Annotated in this window: 18 protein-coding genes; 5 read left to right on the forward strand and 13 right to left on the reverse strand. The window is 71.7% G+C overall.

The window, feature by feature from the left end; translation table 11 throughout:
• Window position 1 precedes the first annotated feature (1 nt).
• Window positions 2–709, forward strand: coding sequence for a gamma-glutamyl-gamma-aminobutyrate hydrolase family protein (locus IE153_RS10555; protein ID WP_435811988.1), 708 nt, complete (start codon window positions 2–4; stop codon window positions 707–709).
• A 140-nt stretch (window positions 710–849) separates the two neighbouring features.
• Here the strand turns inward: IE153_RS10555 and IE153_RS10560 are convergent, their stop codons facing one another.
• A complete protein-coding gene (locus IE153_RS10560) occupies window positions 850–1779 on the reverse strand; it encodes a LysR family transcriptional regulator (protein ID WP_189589474.1) in 930 nt (309 codons plus the stop codon).
• A 70-nt stretch (window positions 1780–1849) separates the two neighbouring features.
• Between IE153_RS10560 and IE153_RS10565 the strand changes: the two genes are divergently transcribed.
• Window positions 1850–3001 (forward strand): TDT family transporter, encoded by a 1152-nt coding sequence (locus tag IE153_RS10565; protein ID WP_189589475.1) that lies wholly within the window; start codon window positions 1850–1852, stop codon window positions 2999–3001.
• On the opposite strand, the gene IE153_RS10570 is transcribed toward IE153_RS10565, so the two are convergent.
• The 4 genes from IE153_RS10570 to IE153_RS10585 form a co-directional block, all read right to left on the reverse strand.
• Complete coding sequence (locus IE153_RS10570) at window positions 2913–3632, reverse strand: helical backbone metal receptor (protein WP_189589476.1); 720 nt, start codon at window positions 3630–3632, stop codon at window positions 2913–2915. The two genes, IE153_RS10565 and IE153_RS10570, sit on opposite strands and share 89 nt — an antisense overlap.
• Window positions 3629–4198 carry a helix-turn-helix domain-containing protein gene (locus IE153_RS10575; RefSeq protein WP_031108946.1) on the reverse strand — a complete coding sequence of 190 codons (570 nt, stop codon included), beginning with the start codon at window positions 4196–4198 and terminating at the stop codon, window positions 3629–3631. The genes IE153_RS10570 and IE153_RS10575 overlap by 4 nt, the downstream gene beginning before the upstream one ends.
• Window positions 4199–4529: 331 nt before the next feature.
• A complete protein-coding gene (locus IE153_RS10580) occupies window positions 4530–7145 on the reverse strand; it encodes an ABC transporter permease/substrate binding protein (protein WP_189589477.1) in 2616 nt (871 codons plus the stop codon).
• A complete protein-coding gene (locus tag IE153_RS10585) occupies window positions 7138–8229 on the reverse strand; it encodes a quaternary amine ABC transporter ATP-binding protein (RefSeq protein WP_189589478.1) in 1092 nt (363 codons plus the stop codon). The genes IE153_RS10580 and IE153_RS10585 overlap by 8 nt, the downstream gene beginning before the upstream one ends.
• Window positions 8230–8426: 197 nt before the next feature.
• On the opposite strand from IE153_RS10585, the gene IE153_RS10590 reads away from it, so the two are divergent.
• Window positions 8427–9356, forward strand: a complete 930-nt coding sequence (locus tag IE153_RS10590; RefSeq protein WP_229828967.1) for a 5'-3' exonuclease — start codon at window positions 8427–8429, stop codon at window positions 9354–9356.
• 79 nt (window positions 9357–9435) lie between these two features.
• Window positions 9436–10278, forward strand: a complete 843-nt coding sequence (locus tag IE153_RS10595; protein WP_189589479.1) for a siderophore-interacting protein — start codon at window positions 9436–9438, stop codon at window positions 10276–10278.
• 29 nt (window positions 10279–10307) lie between these two features.
• On the opposite strand, the gene IE153_RS10600 is transcribed toward IE153_RS10595, so the two are convergent.
• Window positions 10308–10889, reverse strand: a complete 582-nt coding sequence (locus tag IE153_RS10600; protein ID WP_189589480.1) for a GNAT family N-acetyltransferase — start codon at window positions 10887–10889, stop codon at window positions 10308–10310.
• A 216-nt stretch (window positions 10890–11105) separates the two neighbouring features.
• On the opposite strand from IE153_RS10600, the gene IE153_RS10605 reads away from it, so the two are divergent.
• The gene (locus tag IE153_RS10605) at window positions 11106–12098 is read left to right on the forward strand and encodes an RluA family pseudouridine synthase (RefSeq protein ID WP_189589481.1); all 993 of its coding nucleotides are present in this window, start codon (window positions 11106–11108) and stop codon (window positions 12096–12098) included.
• On the opposite strand, the gene IE153_RS10610 is transcribed toward IE153_RS10605, so the two are convergent.
• The 7 genes from IE153_RS10610 to IE153_RS10640 form a co-directional block, all read right to left on the reverse strand.
• On the reverse strand, window positions 12092–13636 hold the full coding sequence (locus tag IE153_RS10610; protein ID WP_189589482.1) for a cytochrome P450: 1545 nt from the start codon (window positions 13634–13636) through the stop codon (window positions 12092–12094). The genes IE153_RS10605 and IE153_RS10610 overlap by 7 nt on opposite strands.
• A 61-nt stretch (window positions 13637–13697) precedes the next feature.
• The gene (locus tag IE153_RS10615) at window positions 13698–14318 is read right to left on the reverse strand and encodes a GTP-binding protein (RefSeq protein ID WP_031108857.1); all 621 of its coding nucleotides are present in this window, start codon (window positions 14316–14318) and stop codon (window positions 13698–13700) included.
• Window positions 14299–14697 (reverse strand): DUF742 domain-containing protein, encoded by a 399-nt coding sequence (locus tag IE153_RS10620; protein WP_097215651.1) that lies wholly within the window; start codon window positions 14695–14697, stop codon window positions 14299–14301. Before IE153_RS10620 ends, IE153_RS10615 begins: the two co-directional genes overlap by 20 nt.
• On the reverse strand, window positions 14694–15101 hold the full coding sequence (locus IE153_RS10625) for a roadblock/LC7 domain-containing protein (RefSeq protein WP_030848665.1): 408 nt from the start codon (window positions 15099–15101) through the stop codon (window positions 14694–14696). Before IE153_RS10625 ends, IE153_RS10620 begins: the two co-directional genes overlap by 4 nt.
• The gene (locus IE153_RS10630) at window positions 15098–16738 is read right to left on the reverse strand and encodes a sensor histidine kinase (RefSeq protein ID WP_189589483.1); all 1641 of its coding nucleotides are present in this window, start codon (window positions 16736–16738) and stop codon (window positions 15098–15100) included. The genes IE153_RS10625 and IE153_RS10630 overlap by 4 nt, the downstream gene beginning before the upstream one ends.
• A gap of 375 nt (window positions 16739–17113) precedes the next feature.
• The gene (locus IE153_RS10635) at window positions 17114–19963 is read right to left on the reverse strand and encodes a DEAD/DEAH box helicase (protein WP_189589484.1); all 2850 of its coding nucleotides are present in this window, start codon (window positions 19961–19963) and stop codon (window positions 17114–17116) included.
• A gap of 56 nt (window positions 19964–20019) precedes the next feature.
• Window positions 20020–20910 (reverse strand): diacylglycerol kinase, encoded by an 891-nt coding sequence (locus tag IE153_RS10640; protein ID WP_189589485.1) that lies wholly within the window; start codon window positions 20908–20910, stop codon window positions 20020–20022.
• Between the last annotated feature and the right edge of the window lie 10 nt (window positions 20911–20920).

Below are 20920 nucleotides of genomic sequence, written 5' to 3' on the forward strand. Positions count from 1 at the left end.
CGTGGGCAGGCCGTTGATCGGGGTCAGCACCTACCTGGAGTCCGGTGCGCGCTGGGGCGTGTGGGAGCTGGAGGCCGCCCTGCTGCCGGTCGGCTACCCCCGGTTGATCCAGCGGGCCGGCGGCCTGGCCGCGATGCTGCCGCCGGACGACACGCGGTACGCCGCGGAGGCCGTGGCCCGGCTGGACGGGCTGGTCATCGCGGGCGGACCGGATGTCGAGCCGGTGCGCTACGGGGCGGAGCGCGAGCCGCGGACGGGGCCGCCGGCGCCGGAGCGGGACGCCTGGGAGCTGGCGCTGATCGAGGCGGCGCTGGCGGCCCGGGTGCCGCTGCTGGGGATCTGCCGGGGCATGCAGCTGCTGAACGTCGCTCTCGGGGGGACGCTCGTGCAGCACATCGACGGGCACGCCGAGGCCGTGGGCGTCTTCGGCGGGCATGCCGTCAAGCCGGTGCCGGGGAGTCTGTACGCCGGTGTCGTCCCGGAGGAGACGTTCGTACCGACGTACCACCACCAGGCCGTGGACCGCCTGGGCGAGGGCCTGGTCCCCTCGGCGTACGCGGCGGACGGCACGGTGGAGGCGGTGGAACTGCCCTCTGCCGACTGGGTGCTGGGCGTGCAGTGGCATCCGGAGATGGGCGAGGACGTGCGGGTGATGAGGGCGCTGATGGAGGCGGCGAGCACCGGCGGAGTCAGCCCGTCCGGCGCTTGAGGACGAGGCCGTCCGGGCCGAAGCGGGTCTGGGGGCGCAGCCCCCGCCGCCCTTACCCGAAGGGGGGCAGCGCCCCTTGGGACTGGACGGGTGAGGGCGGGGCCGCGCTCCTACGGGTATGGGCGGCGGGGGCGAAAAACCTACCCCCTCGTCAGCGACAGCAGGTCCCGCGCCGGGCCCGTCGGGCGGTGCCCCGTCGGCCAGACCGCCCTCAGGTCCCGCGCCAGGGCCACCCCCTCCACCGGCACCGACACCAGCCGCCGCATCGCCAGCTCCTCCCCCACCGCCAGCTCACTGAGCACCGCCGGACCCGCCCCGCTCACCACCGCCGCCTTCACCGCCGTCGTCGAGGACAGCTCGATCAGCGGCCGGGCCAGTCCGCCGAGCGCCGCGTCCAGCACCTGCCGCGTCCCCGATCCCTTCTCGCGGAGGATCAACGGCGTCGACGCCAGTTCCTCCGCCGCCAGCGACCGCCGCCTCCTGGCCCACGCATGCCCCGGCGCGGTCACCACTATCAGCCGGTCATGGGCGATGACCGCCGAGTCGAGACCGGCCGGCACCGACAGCCCCTCCACGAACCCCAGATCCGCCTCGTCCGACAGCAGCCGCTCCGCCACCGCCGCCGAGTTCCCCGCGTGCAGCGACACCGCCGTGTCGGGCCGCTGCGCGCGCAGCGCGAGGAGCCAGCCCGGCAGCAGATACTCGGCGATGGTCATGCTGGCGGCGACCCGCAACCGGGAGTCGCGCCGGTCGCGCAGCGCCTGCGCCCCCACGTCGAACGCCTCCGCCGCCTCCACGATCCGCCGCGCCCAGTCCGTCACCAGCGCCCCGGCGTCCGTCAGCCGGGACCCGCGGGGTGACCGGTCGACCAGCGCGACACCGAGCTGCCGCTCCATCGACCGGATCCGGCTGCTGGCCGCGGGCTGGGTGATGCCGAGCTCCCGCGCCGCGCCACCGAGGCTGCCCAGTCGCGCCACAGCCAGCAGCAGCTCCAGGGCGCCCAGATCCGGCACCCGGTGCGCCACGGAGCCGGTGACGGCCGGCCCGGTCTGCTCATCCGCGTTGCTCATAAACCCAGCTTATGCCGCCATAGAGGCATGATCCCTGGTGGTGGGTCTCCCCCGGCCCGACCGTGGAGTCATGGTCACCGCAGCCCGGCCCCCCGCGTATCCGCTCTCCGTCCGTCATCTCGGACCCAACTGGTACGCCACCGTCATGGGCACCGCCGTAGTCGCCACCGCCGGGGGCTCCCTGGCACCGCACGTCCCGGGGCTGCGCGGCGTGCTCGCGGCCGTCTGGGCGCTGTCGCTCGCGCTGCTGGTGACCCTGCTCGGCGCGCGGGCCGTGCACTGGAGACGGCACCGGGACCAGGCCCGCGCCCACTTCCTCGACCCGGCGGCGGCGCCCTTCTACGGCTGCCTCGCCATGGCCCTGCTCGCCGTGGGCGGCGGTGCCCTCACCGTCGGCCGGGACTGGATCGGGCTGCGGACGGCCGTGGCGCTCGACGCGGTGCTGTTCACCGCCGGCACGGCTCTCGGGCTCGCGGCGGCGGTCGTGGTGCCGTATCTGATGGCCGTACGGCATCGGGTGGAGCCAGGGCAGGCCACGCCCGTCTGGCTGCTGCCGCTCGTCGCGCCCATGGTGTCGGCCGCCGTCGGGCCGCTGCTGGTGCCGCACCTGCCGCCCGGTCAGGCCCGTCAGACGCTGCTGCTCGGCTGCTTCGCGCTGTTCGGGCTCAGCCTGCTCGCGACCCTGGTCATGTTGCCCCTGGTCTTCGCCCGGTCGCTCACCGGCGGCCCCCTGCCCCTCGCCCTCACCCCGACGCTGTTCCTGGTGCTCGGCCCGCTCGGGCAGTCCACCACGGCCGTCGGCGCCTTCGCGGACGTGGCGCCCGGGGTCGTGCCGGCGCCGTACAGCGAGGGCTTCGGTGCCCTCGCCGTGCTCTACGGCGTGCCCGTGATGGGGTTCGCGCTGCTCTGGTTCTGCCTGGCGAGCGCCCATGTCGTCCGCGCGCGGCGGCACGGGATGCGGTTCTCGATGACCTGGTGGTCGTTCACCTTCCCGGTCGGCACCTGTGTCACGGGCGCCGAGGCGCTGGCCCGGCACACCGGGCTCGTCGCCTACGCGGGCCCGGCGGTCCTGCTCTACGCGGTGCTGGTCGCGGCGTGGGGCACGGCCGTCGTCGGCACCGTGCGCGGGCTGCTCAGGGGCGAGCTGCTCGCAGCGCCTCGCCCAGCACCCGCGGCGCCTCGGCCAGTGACGGCCCGTACCACGTCAAGTGCCGTCCGCTGACGAGCGCGCAGGGCAGGCCGGGGAAGGCCTCGGGGCCGTCGTCGGCGGTGAAGCGGTACGGCTCGTCCGGCAAGACCACCACGTCCGGTGCCGAGGCGCGCAGTTCCTCGAGCGGGACGCGCGGATAGCGGTCGGGGTGCGTCGCGTGCACGTGGTCGACGCCGAGGCGGGCGAGGACGTCGCCGGCGAAGGTGTCGCGGCCCAGGACCATCCACGGCCTGCGCCAGATCGGCACGACCGCCGTGCGGCGCGTCCCGGGCTCCGGCAGGGACGACCAGGTCCGCTCCGCCTCGTCCAGCCAGCGCGGACGCGCCGTCACCCCGCAGGCCTCCAGCACCCGGGTCAGTTCACGGAAGGCCTGCGGCACGTCGCGGATCTCCGTCACCAGGACCTCGGCGCCCGCCGCCCGCAGGGCCGCGAGGTCGGGTGCGCGGTTCTCCTCCTCGTTGGCGATCACCAGGTCGGGCGCCAGGGAGAGGATCAGGTCGGTCTCGGGGTTCTTGGTGCCGCCGACGCGGACGACGTCCAGGCCGGAGGGGTGCGTGCACCAGTCGGTGGCGCCGACGAGGACTCCGGGCGCGGAGCGGGCCACGGCCTCGGTCAGCGAGGGGACCAGCGAGACGACTCTCACCGGCGAGGCCGGTCCCGGACCGCCTCGATGTGCTCCGCCACGGCGACGACGACCACGCGGGTGTCCGACTCGGTCGCCCGCCAGCGGTGCCGTACGCCACCGGTCAGGTACAGCGTGTCGCCGCGGCCCAGGCGGTAGGCGCGGCCCTCCGCCTCGATCTCCACCGCGCCGTCGGCGACGTACATCAACTGGTCGTTGCGGTACTGGAATTCACGGCCCGCGTCATGGTCGCCGGTGAACTCGGAGGCGTGCATCTGGTGGTGGCCGCGGACCAGGGAGCGGGTCCGGGGCTGAGGCTGGGGATCGGTGCCGTCGGCGCGGACGACGTCCACGCTGCACGCCGGGTCGGCCGCGGCGAGGAGCTCCACGGCGGTGGTGCGCAGGGCGTCGGCGACCTTCTCCAGGGAGCTGGTGCTGGGTCTCGCCCTGTCGTTCTCGATCTGGCTCAGGAACGGGACGGACAGGCCGCTGCGCGCGGCCACGACGGCAAGGGTGAGCTCCAGAGCGCGGCGCCGCCGGCGCACGGCCGCGCCCACCCGCAGGGGTTGCTCTTTGTGGTCGCCCATCGCTCCGGCTCCCTCCTTCGCCCGTCGATCCGCTCCCCGTGCGGCGGTGTCCCGGCGCACTGCTCCTGTTGAGTTGTCTGCACCCTACGCACGTTCGGCAAACCGTTTCATGCGCCCGTCACATCGACGTCATACGGGACGGTGCACGACCTCACACTTCGCGCCAGGGGATCCGCCGCCGAAGGGGGCGGGCGGGTGTTCCTCCCGCGGGAGGAACAGGCGGGGAGAGAGGGGTCAGGGGGTCGCGTAGCGCTCTGTGGTTGTCCGGATCCCGCTCGTGGGATCGGGGGCGGGGTGGGGCGCGGCGTGTCGCGCGTCCCACCCCGGAACCCTACTGCGGTGTCATGCGCTGCACCATGTCCGGGTGCTGCTCGAGCCACTCGGCCACGGCCTCTTCCTCATGGCCCTGGCCGCGGTCCTTGATCTCGCTCTCCAGCGTGCCGAGCTCGTCCTCGCTCATCTTGAAGTTCTTGATCCACTTCGTGAGCTGCGGGTACTCCTCGGGGAACTTCTCGTTGGAGATGGTGCGGATCGTGTTGCCCTCACCGAAGGCCTTCTTGGGGTCCTTCAGCTTGGTCAGCTCGTAGTCGCTGTACGCCCAGTGCGGCGACCAGAGGGTGACGGCGATCGGTTCCTTCTTGGCGTACGCGCGCTTCAGCTCGGCCAGCATCGCGGGCGTGGAGCCGTCGACGACCTCGTACTCCTTGTCCAGGCCGTAGCCGGGCAGGACCTTGTTCTTCAGCAGGTCCATCTCGCCGGTGCCCGGCTCGATGCCGATGATCTTCCCCTTGAAGGTGGAGGACTTGCCCTTGAGGTCCTCCAGGGAGTCGACGCCCTTCACGTAGGACGGTACGGCGAGCTCCAGGGAGGTCGGTTCGTACCAGGTGCCGAGGTCCTTGAGCCGGTCCTTGTTCTTGTCCCAGTAGTTCTTCTGGGCATAGGGCAGCCAGGCGTCGAAGTTGAGGTCGAGATCGCCCGAGGCCAGACCGGTGTAGACCGGGCCGACGTCCATCTGCTTCAGGTTCAGCTTGTAGCCGCGCCGCTCCAGGACGTTCTTCCACAGGTAGGTGACGGCGATGTCCTCGTCCCAGGGGAACCAGGCGACGTCCAGGGGCTGCTCGGCCTCGGCGGGCGGGCCGCCCCCGGCGTTCTGCACCGGGGCCATCTTGTCGACCACACCCGGGTTCTGCTTCAGCCAGGCGCGGACGGCGTCCTGCTGGTTGCCCTTGCCCGCCTTGTTGATCTCGGCTTCGAGGCTGGTGAGCTGCTTCTCGCTCATCTTGAAGTTCTTCAGCCACTTGGCGACCGTGGGGTCGTCGCCGGCGAAGCCCTTGCGGGACAGGGTGTGCACGCCGTCGCCCTCGCCCCAGGCACCCTTCGGGTCCTTGAGCTTCTTGAGGTCGTAGTCGTTGTACGCCCAGTGCGGCGACCAGAGCGTGGTGACGATCGGCTTCTTCTGGGCGTAGGCACGCTTCAGCTCGGCCAGCATGGCGGGCGTGGAGCTGTCGACGACCTCGTACTCCTTGTCGAGGCCGTACTCCTTGAGGACCTTGCTCTTCAGCAGGGCCATCTCGCCGGCGCTGGACTCGATGCCGGTGATCTTGCCGCCGAACTGGGAGGCCTTGCCCTTGAGGTCCGCCAGGGAGTCGATGCCCTTCATGTAGGCGGGCACGGTGAGCTCCAGGGACGTCTTGTCGTACCAGGCGCCGAGGTCGTCGAGCTGCTTGCCGTACTTCTTCCAGTACTGGGCGTGCGTGGTGGGCAGCCAGGCGTCCGTCTGGAAGTCGATGTCGCCCTGGGCGAGGGAGGTGTAGAGCGGGCCGGCGTCGAACTGCTTGGCCTCGACCTCGTAGCCGCGCTGCTCCAGGACCTCCTTCCACAGGAAGGTGGAGGCGACGCCCTCGTCCCAGGGGATGTAGCCGATGGTGATCTTCTTGCCCTGGCCGACGTTCTTGCCGTCCGCCACGGCCTCGGTGCCGGTGCCGCCGCCGAAGGCGCCCATGCCGCCCGCGGTGAGCGCGAGGACGACGACGCCGATCACGGCGACGACCGGGCGGGGCCGGTACGACCAGATCTTCAGCCCCTGGGCGGCGCGCAGCTTGGCGGCGGCGCGGCGGCCGAGCGGGGAGACCTGGGTCCCCAGGGCGCTGGTCATGCGGTCCAGGTAGATCGCGAGGATCACGATCGCCACACCGGCCTCGGAGCCGAGGCCCACGTTGAGCTGGCCGATGGCCTCGTTGACGTCGCCGCCCAGGCCGCCGGTGCCGACCATGCCGGCGATCGCGGCCATGGACAGGCCGAGCATGATGACCTGGTTGATGCCGGCCATGACGGTGGGCAGGGCCAGCGGGAGCTGGACGCGCAGCAGCGTGTTGCGGGGCGAGGTGCCGAACGCCTCGGCCGCCTCGACCAGTTCCTTGTCGACCTGCCGGATGCCCAGCTCGGTCATGCGCACGCCCGGGGCGAGCGCGAAGATCAGGGTGGCGACGATGCCCGCGGGGGCGCCGGTGCCGAAGAACAGGATCGCCGGGATGAGGTAGATCATCGCGGGCAGCGTCTGCATGAAGTCCAGGACGGGCCGGACCAGACCGCTGACGCGGTCCGAGCGGGCCGCCCAGATGCCCACGGGTATGGAGATCACCAGCGCGATGACGGTCGCCACGAGGACGAGCGCCAGGGTGATCATCGCGTTCTCCCACAGTTCGAGGGAGTCGATGAACGCGAATCCGGCGAAGGTGAGGACACCGGCGAGGGTGCCGCGCAGCCAGAAGGCGATCACGGCGAAGATGCCGGCGAGGAGCAGCGGTTCGGGGGCCTGGAGGACGGCGTTGATGCCGTCGTACAGGCCGAGGAAGACGGTCTTGCAGAAGTCGAACAGCCACGCCATGTGGGTGGTGAGCCAGTCGACCGCGTCGTTGACCCAGGTGCCGAGCTGAATCCTAGGCACGGGCGGTCACCTTCTCTCCGCCCTTGTCCCGCGGGGAGTCGCAGGGCTCCGGGGTGGCGTCCTGCTCGTCGCCGAGGAAGCCGACCAGGCGCTGCCGGGGGACGACGCCGATCTGCCTGTTGTCCTTGTCCACGACCGAGACCGGGTGGGTGAGCCGGGCGCTGATGGCGCACAGCTCCGTGAAGGGGGTGTCGGGCGTGGCGGTCTCGCAGTGGCAGCCGGGGTCGTCGGCGGTGACCGAGGTGTCCATGAGCTCGCCCGCGGTCAGGACGCGGGAGCGGTCGACGTCCTGGGTGAAGGAGGCGACGTAGTCGTTCTCCGGCCGCAGCAGGATGTCCTGGGCGGTGCCGATCTGGACGATGCGGCCGTCGCGCATGACGGCGATGCGGTCGCCGAGGCGCATGGCCTCGTTCAGGTCGTGGGTGATGAAGACGATCGTCTTCTTGAGTTTCTGCTGGAGTTCCAGCAGCTGGTCCTGCATGTCACGGCGGATCAGCGGGTCCAGGGCGCTGAAGGACTCGTCCATCAGCAGCAGGTCGGCGTCGGTGGCGAGCGCGCGGGCGAGGCCGACGCGCTGCTGCATGCCGCCGGACAGCTCGTCGGGCCAGGACTTCTCCCAGCCGGCCAGGCCGCACAGGGCGAGCGCCTCGTCGGCGCGGCGTGCGCGCTCGGCGCGGGGCACGCCCTGCACTTCCAGACCGTAGGCGGCGTTCTCGCGCACGCTGCGGTGCGGGAAGAGCGCGAAGTGCTGGAACACCATGCTGATCTTCTTGGAGCGGACCTCGCGCAGTTCGCGGGCGCCGAGCGTGGTCAGGTCCTGGCCGTCGAAGCGCACATGCCCGGCGGTCGGCTCGAGCAGGCCGTTCAGCATGCGCAACAGGGTGGACTTGCCGGAGCCGGACAGGCCCATGACGACGAAGATCTGGCCGGGCTCCACGGTGAAGGACGCGTCGATCACGGCGGCGGTCGTGCCCTCGGCCCGCAATTCCTCACGGTCGGCTCCCTCACGGAGCCGCTCGACCGCTCGGTCCGGTCTTCTGCCGAACACTTTGTAGAGGCTCTCGGCCTCGAGCGTTGCTGACACGTGCACCTCTATTTCGACGGCAACAGAACAGAGCGAGGACAGGGCGCAAACAGTTGAAATGCGCAACCAGCCTCGCTCCGGGGCGGCGCCTCCCCCCGATCCCCGGCAGCAAACTCGAAAGTGGGGCGCTTCACACAGAACGCGCAGGACGCAACGCGTTGCGCTGCGGCGAGTCGCTGTCGGCGGCGTACGGCATGATGCGTGGCGTGACCGGACGACTGATGCTCCTCGACACCGCCTCCCTGTACTTCCGCGCCTACTTCGGCGTCCCGGACTCGGTCCGGGCCCCGGACGGCACGCCGGTGAACGCCGTGCGCGGACTGCTCGACTTCATCGACCGCCTGGTCAAGGACCACCGGCCGGACCTCCTGGTGGCCTGCATGGACGCCGACTGGCGGCCGCAGTGGCGGGTGGACCTGATCCCCTCCTACAAGGCGCACCGCGTCGCCGAGGAGCACGCGGTCGGCCCGGACGAGGAGGAGGTGCCCGACACGCTGTCGCCGCAGGTGCCGGTCATCGAGGCGGTGCTGGACGCGGTGGGCATCGCGCGCGTGGGTGTCGCCGGGTACGAGGCGGACGACGTGATCGGCACGTTCACCGCCAGGGCGAAGGGCCCGGTCGACATCGTCACAGGCGACCGCGACCTGTACCAACTGGTCGACGACGCACGCGGGGTGCGCGTGCTGTACCCGCTGAAGGGCGTGGGCACGCTGCAGCACACCGATGAGGCGGTGCTGCGTGAGAAGTATGGGGTCGACGGCAGCGGGTACGCGGATCTGGCCCTGCTGCGCGGCGACCCGAGCGACGGCCTGCCGGGCGTGCCGGGCATCGGCGAGAAGACAGCCGCCAAGCTGCTGGCCGAGTTCGGGGACCTGGCCGGGATCATGGCGGCGATCGAGGACCGGGGGTCGAAGTTGACGCCGACCCAGCGCAGGCGCCTGGACGAGGCGCGTCCCTATCTGGCGGTCGCACCGAAGGTTGTCAAGGTCGCGGACGACGTACCCCTGCCCGACGTTTCCACGGCGCTGCCGCGTACCCCGCGCGACCCGGCGGCACTGGAGGCGCTGGCGGCCCGCTGGGGACTGGGCGGATCCCTGGAGCGGCTGATGGCGACGCTCTCGGCGTGATCTCTCACCACAAGAGGTGTGAAGTGGGGGCGGGGTGCTAACTTAGGTTACCCTAACTATGTGAGACAGGGAGGTCCTCATGGCAGAGCGACCGGGCCGCCAGCCGCGCAGGCTCCACACCGCGCAGGTTGTGCGCACCGAGCGGCTGACCCCGCACATGCAGCGCGTGGTGCTCGGCGGCGAGGGCCTCGCCGACTTCACGGCGGGCACGTGCACCGACCACTACGTGAAGCTGCTGTTCCCGCCCGCGGGCGTCACCTACCCGGAACCCTTCGACCTGCAGCGCGTCAAGGACGAGCTGCCGCGCGAGCAGTGGCCGGTGACCCGGACCTACACGGTCCGCCAGTGGGACGCCGAGCACCGCGAGCTGACGCTGGACTTCGTCATCCACGGTGACGAGGGCCTGGCCGGTCCGTGGGCCGTACGCGTCCGGCCGGGCGAGACCGTGCGCTTCATGGGACCCGGCGGGGCGTACACGCCCGACCCGGACGCCGACTGGCACCTGCTCGTCGGCGACGAGAGCGCGCTGCCCGCGATCGCCTGCGCCCTGGAGGCGTTGCCGCGCGGGGCCAGGGCGTACGCCTTCGTGGAGGTCTCCGGCTCCGAGGAGGAGCAGAAGATCGACTCGGACGTGGACGTCACCTGGCTGCACCGCGGCGCGCGGCCCCTGGGTGAGGCGCTGGTCGAGGCCGTCCGGAACCTGGAGTTCCCCGAGGGCCGGGTGCACGCCTTCGTCCACGGCGAGGCGCACTTCGTCAAGCAGCTGCGCCATCTGCTCCGCGTGGAGCGCCGGGTCGCCCGCGAGGACCTCTCGATCTCCGGCTACTGGCGCAAGGGCCACAACGAGGACGGCTGGCAGGCCTCCAAGCGCGAGTGGAACGCCCGGATCGAGGCGGAGCAGGAGAGCGTCTCCGCGGCCTGAGCTCGGCCCTCCGGCGCGCGGGCCTCGGCTCACTCCCCCCGGATCCGCGCGTGCAGATGCATGTCGTGCCATCCGTCCGGCTGGAGGACCGCACTGCGCTTGGTGCCCTCCAGGGCGAAGCCGGTCCGGGAGGCGACGCGGCAGGACGCCTCGTTGCGCACGGCGTGCAGGAGTTCCAGGCGGTGGAAGCCGAGCTCGTCGAGCGCCCAGCGGGTGAGCGCGGTCGTGGCGCGGGCGGCGACGCCCCGGCCCCGTGCCTGCGGGGCGGTCCAGTACGCCACCTCCGCCGTTCCGTCGTCGAGCCGTAGCTCGCGCAGCGCGACCCTGCCCAGCAGCTCTCCGGACGCCGCGTCGGCCACGGCCCAGTGCGCCTCCCGCTCCCCCTCCCACGCCTGGTGCCAGGCCTGGATCCACTCACCGGCCTCCGCCACGGAGTCCGCGGCCCGGGCGTGCCACTGATGCATCACGGGGTCCTGGAAGACCTCGTACACCGCGGGCGCGTCCCCGGCCCGCCAGGGGCGCAGCACGAGCCCGCCGTCGGCGGGGAGAGTCGGTTGCGGTCGGTCCGCGAGAGTCCCGGCGGTCAGGACCGGGCTGATGAGGAACGGCATGCCCGCATCCTGACAAGGGCCGGCCGGGCGGTCCCCGTCATTTTTCCGCCCCGGAACACCGGGGCCTTTCGTCCCCACACACCTGGGACCCCCGTCCCCGCCACCTGGTCTTCCGCCCACGCACGCCGAATCTTCCGCCCCCGCACACTGGGGTTGTCCGCCCCCGCGGACCAGGCTTTTCCGCCCCCGCACTCCCGCCTCGTACGCTGGGCCGCGATGAGACGCAAGACCCGCATCCCGCCCTCTCCCCTGCCGCAGCGCCACGGGGTGGATCCGGTGCGCGTGCGGCTGCCCGCCGCGGGGGCGTGGGGCACGGTGCGCGCGCACCTGGTGGAGCGGCTCTCGGGGGCGGGTGCGGGAGTCGTCGACGGCATGTTCGACGCGGGCCTGATCGTCGGGGCGGACGGACGGCCCGTGGCGGCCGACGCGCCCTTCGTGCCGGGGATGTTCGTGTGGTTCCACCGGGACCTGCCCGACGAGGTGCCGGTGCCCTTCCCGGTGCAGGTCGTGCACCGGGACGAGCACATCGTCGTCGCCGACAAGCCGCACTTCCTCGCCACCACCCCGCGCGGCGGCCACGTCGCCGAGACCGCGCTGGCCCGGCTCCGCCGCGAGCTGGACCTCCCCGAGCTCACCGCGGCGCACCGGCTGGACCGCCTCACCGCGGGACTCGTGCTGTTCACGGTGCGCCCGGAGGAGCGTGGGGCGTACCAGTCGCTGTTCCGCGACCGCCGGATCCGCAAGGATTACGAGGCCGTCGCCCCGTACGACCCCGCTCTCGCCCTGCCCCGGACCGTCCGCAGCCGGATCGTGAAGGAGCGCGGGGTGCTCACCGCCCGGGAGGTTCCGGGCGAGCCCAACGCCGTGAGCCGTGTCGAGCTGGTCGAGCACCGCGAACACCCCGGCGGGCCCCGCGGACTCGCCCGGTACCGGCTCACGCCCGCCACCGGGCAGACGCACCAGCTGCGCGTGCACCTGAGCGCGCTGGGCGTGCCGATCCTCGGCGACCCGCTCTACCCGGAGGTGACCGCGCCCGTGCCGGCCGGCGACTTCCGCCGTCCGCTCCAACTGCTGGCGCGGTCCGTGGAGTTCACCGACCCGGTTACGGGCGCGGAGCACCGGTTCCGCAGCGGCCGGGTGCTCGCGGCCTGGGCGTCGTACGACCGGTGGGCCGCCGGCGGGTGCGACGGCCCGTCAGTCGGTCAGTAGCCGCGCCACCAGCTCAGGAACCGCTGCCAGACACCCTTGCGGCGAACCGGTTCCGCGACGGCGGGCTGCCCCGGCACCGGCATCGGCTGGGGCTGCACCGGGTCCGGCTGCGGCTGTGCGGCGACCGGCTGGGGCTGCGGCTGTGCGGCGACCGGCTGGGGCTGCGCCGCGGCCGGTGCGGCCTGCGGCTGCGCGATGCCGATCTGCCAGTCCGAGCGCTGGGCTGCGACCGGCTTGTGGCTGGGCACCTCCTGCACGTCCTGCGGCGGCTTGGGCGCGAACTGCACCGGCAGTTCCACCAGGTGCCGGGAGGCGATGGACGCCGTCCAGCGCAACTCCTCCTCGTCGCAGTCGAGTTCCACGTCCGGCAGCCGCATCAGCAGCGCGTCGACGCCCACGTCGGCGATGGAGCGGCCGATGTCCTGCCCGGGGCACTCGTGCGGTCCGCCGCCGAAGGCGAGGTGGGAGCGGTTGCCCTGCATGCTGGCTTTCAGGTCCGGCCGTACCCGCGGGTCGACGTTGGCCGGGAGCGGCGCGAAGAGCAGCCCGTCGCCCCGGCGGATGCGCTGCCCGCCCAGCTCGGTCTCCTGCTTGGCGAAGTAGGCGAACACCGTGCTGAACGGCGGTTCGTTCCACAGCGACTGCTCCACCGCCTCCGGCACCGTCATCTGGCCGCCGTTGAGCTGGGCCCGGAAGCGCGGGTCGATCAGCACCGTGAGCAGCACGTTGGACAGCAGGTTGGTGGTGGCCTCGTAGGCGGCGAAGAGCACCAGGCGCAGGTGCTCCCGCACCTCGTCGTCGCTCAGCCGGGCCGGGTGCGTGATCAGGTAGCTGGCGAGGTCCTCCTCCGGCTGCGCGCGGCGGATGGCGGTGAGCCGGCTCAGGGCCTCCATGACGTAGGAGTGGCTGGCGAGCGAGGTGTCGGTGCCCTTGAGCGCGTCGCGGGCGGCCTCGACGAGCCGGTCGTTGTACTCGTCGGGCATGCCGAGGATCTCGCACATCACCGCCATCGGCAGGTGCTCGGTGAACTGGCTGACGAGGTCCGCCTCGCCCGCCTCGCAGAACCGGTTGACGATCACCTGCGTACTGCGGTTGATGTAGCGGCGCAGGCTGCGGAAGTCGATCGTGGAGATGGCGCCCATGACCGCGCCGCGCAGCCGCTTGTGCTCGTCGCCCTCGGCGTGCGAGGCGATGGGCTGCCAGGCGATGTGCGGCATCAGCGGGTGGTCGGGCTTGACGAGGCCCTCCCTGAGCGGGGTCCAGATCCGGCTGTCCCGGCAGTACTGCGAGGGCGAGCGCACCATGTGCAGGTTCTCGGCGTGGCCGAGGACGATCCACATCGGCACGTCGTCGTGGAGCAGCACGGGCGCCACGGGACCGTGCTGCTCCCGCAGTTGCTCGTACAGCGCTCCGAGGTCCTCCGCCTCGTGCAGCCGGTGCAGTCCCCCGGGCCCGAGGCCGTGCGCGGGGCAGCCGGGGGGCGGGCCGGGCCGGAGGTCGTCGTCCGTGCTGGTCGGGGCGTGGGATTCAGGCGTCACAGTGATCGCTCCGAAGCTTTCCAGGTGTCATGGGGGGAAGGGCGGGGTGGACGGACACGGATCAGGTGAGCGAGCCCGTCATGGCGAGCGAGTGCAGGAAGCGCATGAGCGTCATCAGGACGTCGCGGCTGGAGGCGCGCCGCCTCGCGTCGCACTCGATGATCGGGATGTCCGGCGTGAGGTCGAGGGCCGTGCGCAGCTCCTCGATGGCGTAACGGGGGGCGTCCGGGAAAGAGTTGATGGCGACCACGAACGGCACGCCGCGCTCCTCCAGGCGCCCCATGACATCGAAGCTGACCTCCAGCCGCCGGGTGTCGACCAGTACCACCGCGCCGAGCGCGCCCTCGAACAGGCCGTTCCACAGGAACCAGAAGCGCTGCTGGCCGGGCGTGCCGAAGAGGTACAGCACCAGCTGTTCGGTGATGCTGATCCGGCCGAAGTCCATGGCCACGGTGGTGGCCGTCTTGGACGCGGAGCCGAAGTTGTCGTCGACACCGATGCCGGCCTGCGTCATGGTCTCCTCGGTGGTCAGCGGTGTGATCTCGCTGACCGAGCCGACCATGGTCGTCTTGCCGACGCCGAAGCCACCCACGATCACGATCTTGGCCGCGGCCTGTGCCGTGTGGGGCAGCTGGTCCTCGGCCCGGGGGCCCGGGATGGTGTCAGAGCCGTTGAAGTCCATTCATCACCGCTTCGAGGAGGGAACGGTCGGAGCGCGCCTTGCGGACGATCGGGGCGCGCGCCTGCACCAGTTCCGCCGTCAGCAACTCGGTGAGCAGCACGCCCATCGCGCTGAACGGCAGGTGGAGGTAGGCCGACAGCTCGGCCACGGACAGGGGGGCGGCGCAGAGTCGGAGCAGCGCCGCCTGCTCGGGAGAGGCGGACGGCGGCGGGTCCGTGGCGCGCGCCACGATTAACGTCACCAGGTCGAGCTCGGCCCGTTCACCGTCCGGGCCGGCCACCACGTACATCCGCTCCGGGTTGCCGGGTTTGCCGTCGCCCTCCTGGGGCGTGGCCGGTTCCGGGACGAGGTCGCGCCTCTGGCGTTGGGGAGGCGTCATACGATCTGCCCGTTCCGCCGGGGCGGACTGGTGAGGTGGCCGCCGATCCGGACGACCAGGTCGCGCATCATCGCGCTCATCCGGCCGGGTTCGCACCGCACGTCGGAGAGCACCGCGAGGAAGGCATTGGCGCCCGCGCCCATGAGGTAGAAGTAGCCGCGGTCGATCTCGATCATGACGAGCTTCATCTCGCCGTCGCCCACGGTGAGTTCCTGGCAGATGCTGCCCGCGAGGGACTGCAGGCCGGCGCAGGCCGCGGCGACCCGGTCGGCCGCGTCCGGCTCGCCGCCGTAGCGTGCGATGCGCAGACCGTCGGCCGAGAGCACCACGATCATCTCGATGCCCGGTACGCCGTCGGCGAGCTGCTTGAGCATCCAGTCGAAGTTGCCTCGCTGCTGGATCACTTGAGGTCCCCCTCGTCGTCGGCCTCGGTGGGGGCCGGGTCGTTGATCAGGTGCAGGTACTTGGTCGGGTTCCGGATGAAGTCGGTCGGGTGGGTGCCGGGTTCGATGCCCTGCTTGAGCCCCTCCCAGAAGGCTTCGAGACCTTTGCCGGGGGCGTCGGGGGACGACATGTCGTGCCATGACTTGGGCTCGGGCTCCGGTGTCGCCCAGGGGTTGAACTCGCCCCGTTCGGCGGCCTCCCGGTCGGCCTTCTCGTTGGCCGCCTGCTGGGCGAGCCGCTCGGCGAGGGGCATCTTCACCTTGCTGCGGCGCTGCGGCAGGCCGTTCGCGGTCCACTCGGTGACCTCGGGGACGTCGTCGTCCTCCATGGAGACCGTGGCGGGAATCTTCGGGCTGGTGGGGCGGCGCCTCTTCGGCGCGCGCTTCGGGCCCTCGGGGATACCGACCGTCATGGGGATGCCGGTGGCGCCGATGCCGTGGGCGAGTCCGACACCGGGCTCGTGGGTGATCATCTCGCTCGGCACGATGAGGATGGCCCGGACGCCGCCGTACGCGGAGGCGCGCAGCGAGACCTGCATGTTGTACGCCGTGCAGAGGCGGCCCACGACGGCCAGTCCCAGCCGCGGGTGCTCACCGATGTCCTGGAGGTCGACGCCGGCCTTGGCGGCCTCCAGCATGCCCTCGATCCGGGCGCGGGCCTCCTCGTTGAGGTTGACGCCGCCGTCCTCGATCTCGATGCAGACGCCGGTCTGCACCTCGGTGGCGGTGACGTGCACCTTGGTCTGCGGCGGCGAGTAGCGCGTGGCGTTGTCGAGGAGCTCGGCGGCGGCGTGGATGACCGGCTCGACGTAGATGCCCTTGACGCTGACCTTGGCGATGGAGGACAGCTGGATGCGCCGGTACTCCAGGATGCGGGACATGGCGCCGCGCAGGGTGCTGTACAGGGACACCGGCTCGGGCCACTGCCGCCCGGGGCGGCCGCCGCCGAGGACGGAGACGGAGTCGGCCAGGCGGCCGATCAGGGCGTTGCCGTGGTCGATGCGCAGCAGGTCGTCGAAGACCTCGGGGTTGCGGCCGTGGTCCTCCTCCATCTCCCGGAGTTCCTCGGCCTGCTGGTGGATGATCGCCTGGACGCGCCGGGCGACACTGACGAAGGAGCGCGCGGCCGCGTCGCGCATGGTCACTTCGCGGTCGACGATCTTGAGCACGGTCAGCAGCGTCTCGGCCTGCGGGGCGGGCAGGTCGCGGAAGGCGGGGTTGGCGAGGCCGAGCTTGCGCATCACCTCCCTGGGGGATTCTCCGGTGCGCAGCAGGTCGAGCGCGGCGGGGACGAGCTCCCGGGAGAAGCGGACCAGATCGTTCTCGTGGGCGCCGATCCGCTGTTCCAGATGCGCGCTGTGCCGGGCGTGCTCCGCACGCTGGTTGCGCAGCGCACGGCCGCGGCGCACCGCCTCGGCCGCCGTCGCGAGCACCAGCGCGGTGGCGACGCCGCCACACCAGCCGACGGCGCCCCGGGCCGGCTCCGCCACCAGGGCGACGGCGGCTCCGGTCGCCGCGGCCATGACTATGGCCGGCAGCAACAGCACGCGCGCGTAGGGGAGTTCACGGCGACTTGGAGGGGATTGAACACTCACCATGTGGGCCTTCTGACAGGAGTCGACTGAGGTTCGGGGGGACTTGCAGGGGGGTATGTCATGAAGCTGTCGGGATCTTCCACACATTGGGGAACAAGCGCACGAATTCATCTCAAGCCGGTGCGCTGCGGGCGAGCTTAGTCCGACCGGATCATCGCCGTGTCATATTCAGCAACTGCCGGAAACCGGACGCGAAGGGATAGTACGCTCGGTCGTTTACACGCTGCGACATCGTTCGAATGCGCTGCGTGACGACGTACAGGCATACGAAAGCCCACTCACCGTGACGGGTGAATGGGCCTCGGTACGACGTCCTTCTTGGGGGCGCGGGGAACTGCGCGAGCAACGACCTACGGCCGGCACCCGCGCAGCAAACGGTCACCCCACCGACGAGTAGGCGACAACCCCCCGCAGCAGCAGATCAACGCCCTTACGCGCGTTCTTCACGACACTGGACCCCTGCGGAGCAGCCGCCGCGATCTGCCCGAGCACGTCGATGACCTGCTTGCACCACCGCACGAAGTCCCCCGCCGGCATCTCCGCCTCGCGCAGCACCTCGTCGAGCCCCTTCCCTGAGGCCCACTCGTACGCGGCCCAGGCGAAGCCGAGATCGGGCTCGCGCTGCCCGACCCCCTCGGTCTGGGTGATCCGGAAGTCCTCCTCCAGCGCGTCCAGCCGCCCCCAGATCCGCACCATCTCGCCCAGCGCGGCCTTGGCCTTCCCGGACGGCACCTTCGGCGCCATCGCGTCGTCCGCGGCCCGCGCCTCGAACACCAGCGCCGAGACGCACGCGGCCAGTTCGGCCGGGCCCAGGTCCTCCCAGACACCCGCGCGCAGACACTCGCTGGCGAGCAGGTCCAGCTCGCCGTACAGCCGCGCGAGCCGCTTGCCGTGCTCGGTGACCTCGTCGCCGCGCAGGTAGTCCAGCTCGGTCAGCAGCGCCACGATGCGGTCGAACGTCCGGGCGATCGTGTTCGTGCGGCCCTCGATCCGCCGCTCCAGCTGCGAGGTGTCGCGCAGCAGCCGGTGGTACCGCTCGGCCCAACGGGCGTGGTCCTCACGGTCGTTGCAGCCGTGGCAGGGATGAGCGCGGAGCGCTGTCCGCAGCCGGGCGATCTCACGGTCGTCGGCCGCCTGGGAGCGCCGCTTGCGGTGCTTCTCGGCCGGGATGTGCCCGGCCTTGGTGCGCAGCGCCGACGCGAGGTCCCGACGGGACTGCGGGGAGCGGGGGTTGAAGGACTTCGGGATCCGCATCCGCTCCAGCGGTTCGACGGGGACCGGGAAGTCCATCGACGCCAGCCGCTTCACCTGCCGCTCGGCGGTCAGCACCAGCGGGCGCGGCCCGTCGTGGTGCTCGAAGCCGCGGTGGCCGTTCGAACGGCCCGCGGGCAGGCCCGGGTCGAGCACCAGCGCCAGGCCGGCGTACTTGCCGGTGGGCACGTGGATGACGTCACCGGGCTTCAGCTTCTCCAGCGCGACGGCGGCCTCGGCGCGCCGCTGTGCCGCGCCCTGCCGGGCGATCTCGTTCTCCCGGTCCTTCAGTTCGCGGCGCAGCCTTGCGTACTCCTCGAAGTCGCCGAGGTGGCAGGTCATGGAGGCCTTGTAGCCCTCCAGACCTTCCTCGTTGCGCTGCACCTGCCGGGAGATGCCGACGACCGACTTGTCCGCCTGGAACTGCGCGAAGGACGTCTCCAGCAGCTCACGCGAGCGGTGCCGCCCGAACTGCTCGACCAGGTTGACCGCCATGTTGTACGACGGCTTGAAGCTGGACCGCAGCGGGTAGGTGCGCGTGCCGGCCAGGCCCGCGAGGTGCTCGGGGCTGGAGCCGCGCTGCCACAGCACCACGGCGTGGCCCTCGACGTCGATGCCGCGTCGCCCCGCGCGTCCCGTCAACTGCGTGTACTCGCCCGGCGTGATGTCCGCGTGCTGCTCGCCGTTCCACTTGACGAGCTTCTCCAGCACCACCGAGCGGGCGGGCATGTTGATGCCGAGGGCGAGGGTCTCGGTCGCGAACACGGCCTTGACCAGGCCGCGCACGAAGAGTTCCTCGACGACCTCCTTGAAGGTCGGCAGCATGCCCGCGTGGTGGGCGGCGATGCCGCGCTCCAGGCCCTCGAGCCACTCGTAGTAGCCGAGGACGTGCAGGTCCTCGGTCGGGATGGAGGCGGTGCGCTCCTCGACCAGGGTGCGGACTCGTTCCCGCGCCTCCTCGTCGTTGAGGCGCAGTCCCGCGTGCAGGCACTGCTGGACGGCGGCCTCGCAGGCGGCGCGGCTGAAGATGAAGGTGATGGCGGGCAGCAGCCCCTCGGCGTCGAGCCGCTCGATGACCTCGGGCCGGCTCGGCGTCCAGATCCGGGACCGCTGCCGGCGCTCGCGCTCACGGTCGGCCTCGCGCATGGACCGGCCGCGCCGCCGGTCCTGGTACGACGGCCGGCTCGCCTCCATGCGCGCCATGCGCGTGAGGTCGGGGTTGACGGCCTTCTTGTGGCCCTCGCCCTCCTCGAACAGGTCGTACATCCGCCGCCCGGCCAGCACGTGCTGGAACAGCGGCACGGGCCGGTGCTCGGAGACGATCACCTCGGTGTCGCCGCGGACCGTGTCGAGCCAGTCGCCGAACTCCTCGGCGTTCGACACGGTCGCCGAGAGCGAGACGAGCGTGACCGACTCGGGAAGGTGAATGATCACTTCTTCCCACACGGCACCCCGGAACCGGTCGGAGAGGTAGTGCACCTCGTCCATGACCACGTATCCGAGACCCAGGAGGGTCTGGGAACCGGCGTACAGCATGTTCCGCAGCACCTCGGTGGTCATCACGACCACCGGCGCCTCGGAGTTGACGCTGTTGTCGCCGGTGAGCAGGCCCACCTTGTCCGCGCCGTAGCGGCGGCACAGGTCGGCGTACTTCTGGTTCGACAGCGCCTTGATGGGTGTCGTGTAGAAGCACTTCTTGCCCTGCTGGAGGGCGAGGTGGACGGCGAACTCGCCGACGATCGTCTTGCCGGAGCCGGTGGGCGCCGCGACGAGCACGCCCTTCCCCGCTTCGAGCGCCTGGCAGGCCTCGATCTGGAAGGGGTCGAGACCGAAGTCGTACATCTCGCGGAAGCCCGCGAGCGCGGTGGCCTGCTCGGCTGCCCGCAGGCGGGCTGCCGCGTACCGCTCGGCCGGTGAGAGGTCCTCTGTCATCGTGCTTTCGAGCGTACCGGGCCGCACTGACAACAGGACGATCATTATCCGGATCCGTTCCTGTGAAACCAGGGATCGGCGCAGCTCAGGGGCAGCGGACCTCAGGGACCGACGACCCGCACGCCCCCGCGCACGCAGCGCGCACTGAGCGGCAGCGGACCGAGCGGCTCCCCGTCGGCGTAGCCGGTGACGCCCTCGGCGGCGATCTCGACGCGGGTCGCCCGCAGCACGGTCACCTTGGGGTGGTCGACGTGCGTCCCCCGGTACACCCTCGGGAACACCCGCAGCAGTGTGGTGCGGCTGCAGTCCCCGACCACCGTGACGTCGAACAGTCCGTCGGTCAGGTCGGCGCCGGGGCAGATCCGCATGCCGCCGCCGTAGGAGGAGCCGTTGCCGACGGCCACGAGGGTCGCCTCGACCTCCAGGACCTCGTCGTCGTCGAGCCGGATCCGGTACGGGACGGGACGGAACCCGGCGAGTTCGCCGATCATCGCCAGGTCGTACTTGAGGCGGCCGGTGGGCCATCGCATGCGGTTGCCGCGGTCGTTGACGCGGGAGTCGAAGCCGGAGGCGAGGACCGTGCCGAACCAGCGGTCGCCGACCTGCCCGAGGTCGATGTCGCGGATCCGGCCGCACTTGAGGGCGTCGGCGATCATGCGGCCCGCGGCGGCCGGCTGCCGCACGGGCAGGCCGAGGGCGCGGGCGAAGTCGTTGCCGGTTCCGACGGCGACCAGGCCGAGCGGGGTGCGGGTGCCCGCGACCGCCCGCAGCGCGAGGGCCGCCATCCCGTCGCCCCCGACGGCGATCAGCGCGCCCGTGCCGGCCTCGACGGCGGCACGCGCGCGGACCAGGGCGTCCGTGGCGTCCTCCCCGAGGACCGTCCGCACCGAGAAGCCGGCCGCCCGCAACGCGGAAGCGGCCGGCTGCGCCGCGCGGGCGCCCCGGCCGCGGCCCGCGGTGGGGTTGACGAAGAGGGTGATCTCGCTGGTCACGGGACCGACC

This window comes from Streptomyces massasporeus (genome assembly GCF_014648995.1).
GTDB classification, from domain to species: domain Bacteria; phylum Actinomycetota; class Actinomycetes; order Streptomycetales; family Streptomycetaceae; genus Streptomyces; species Streptomyces massasporeus.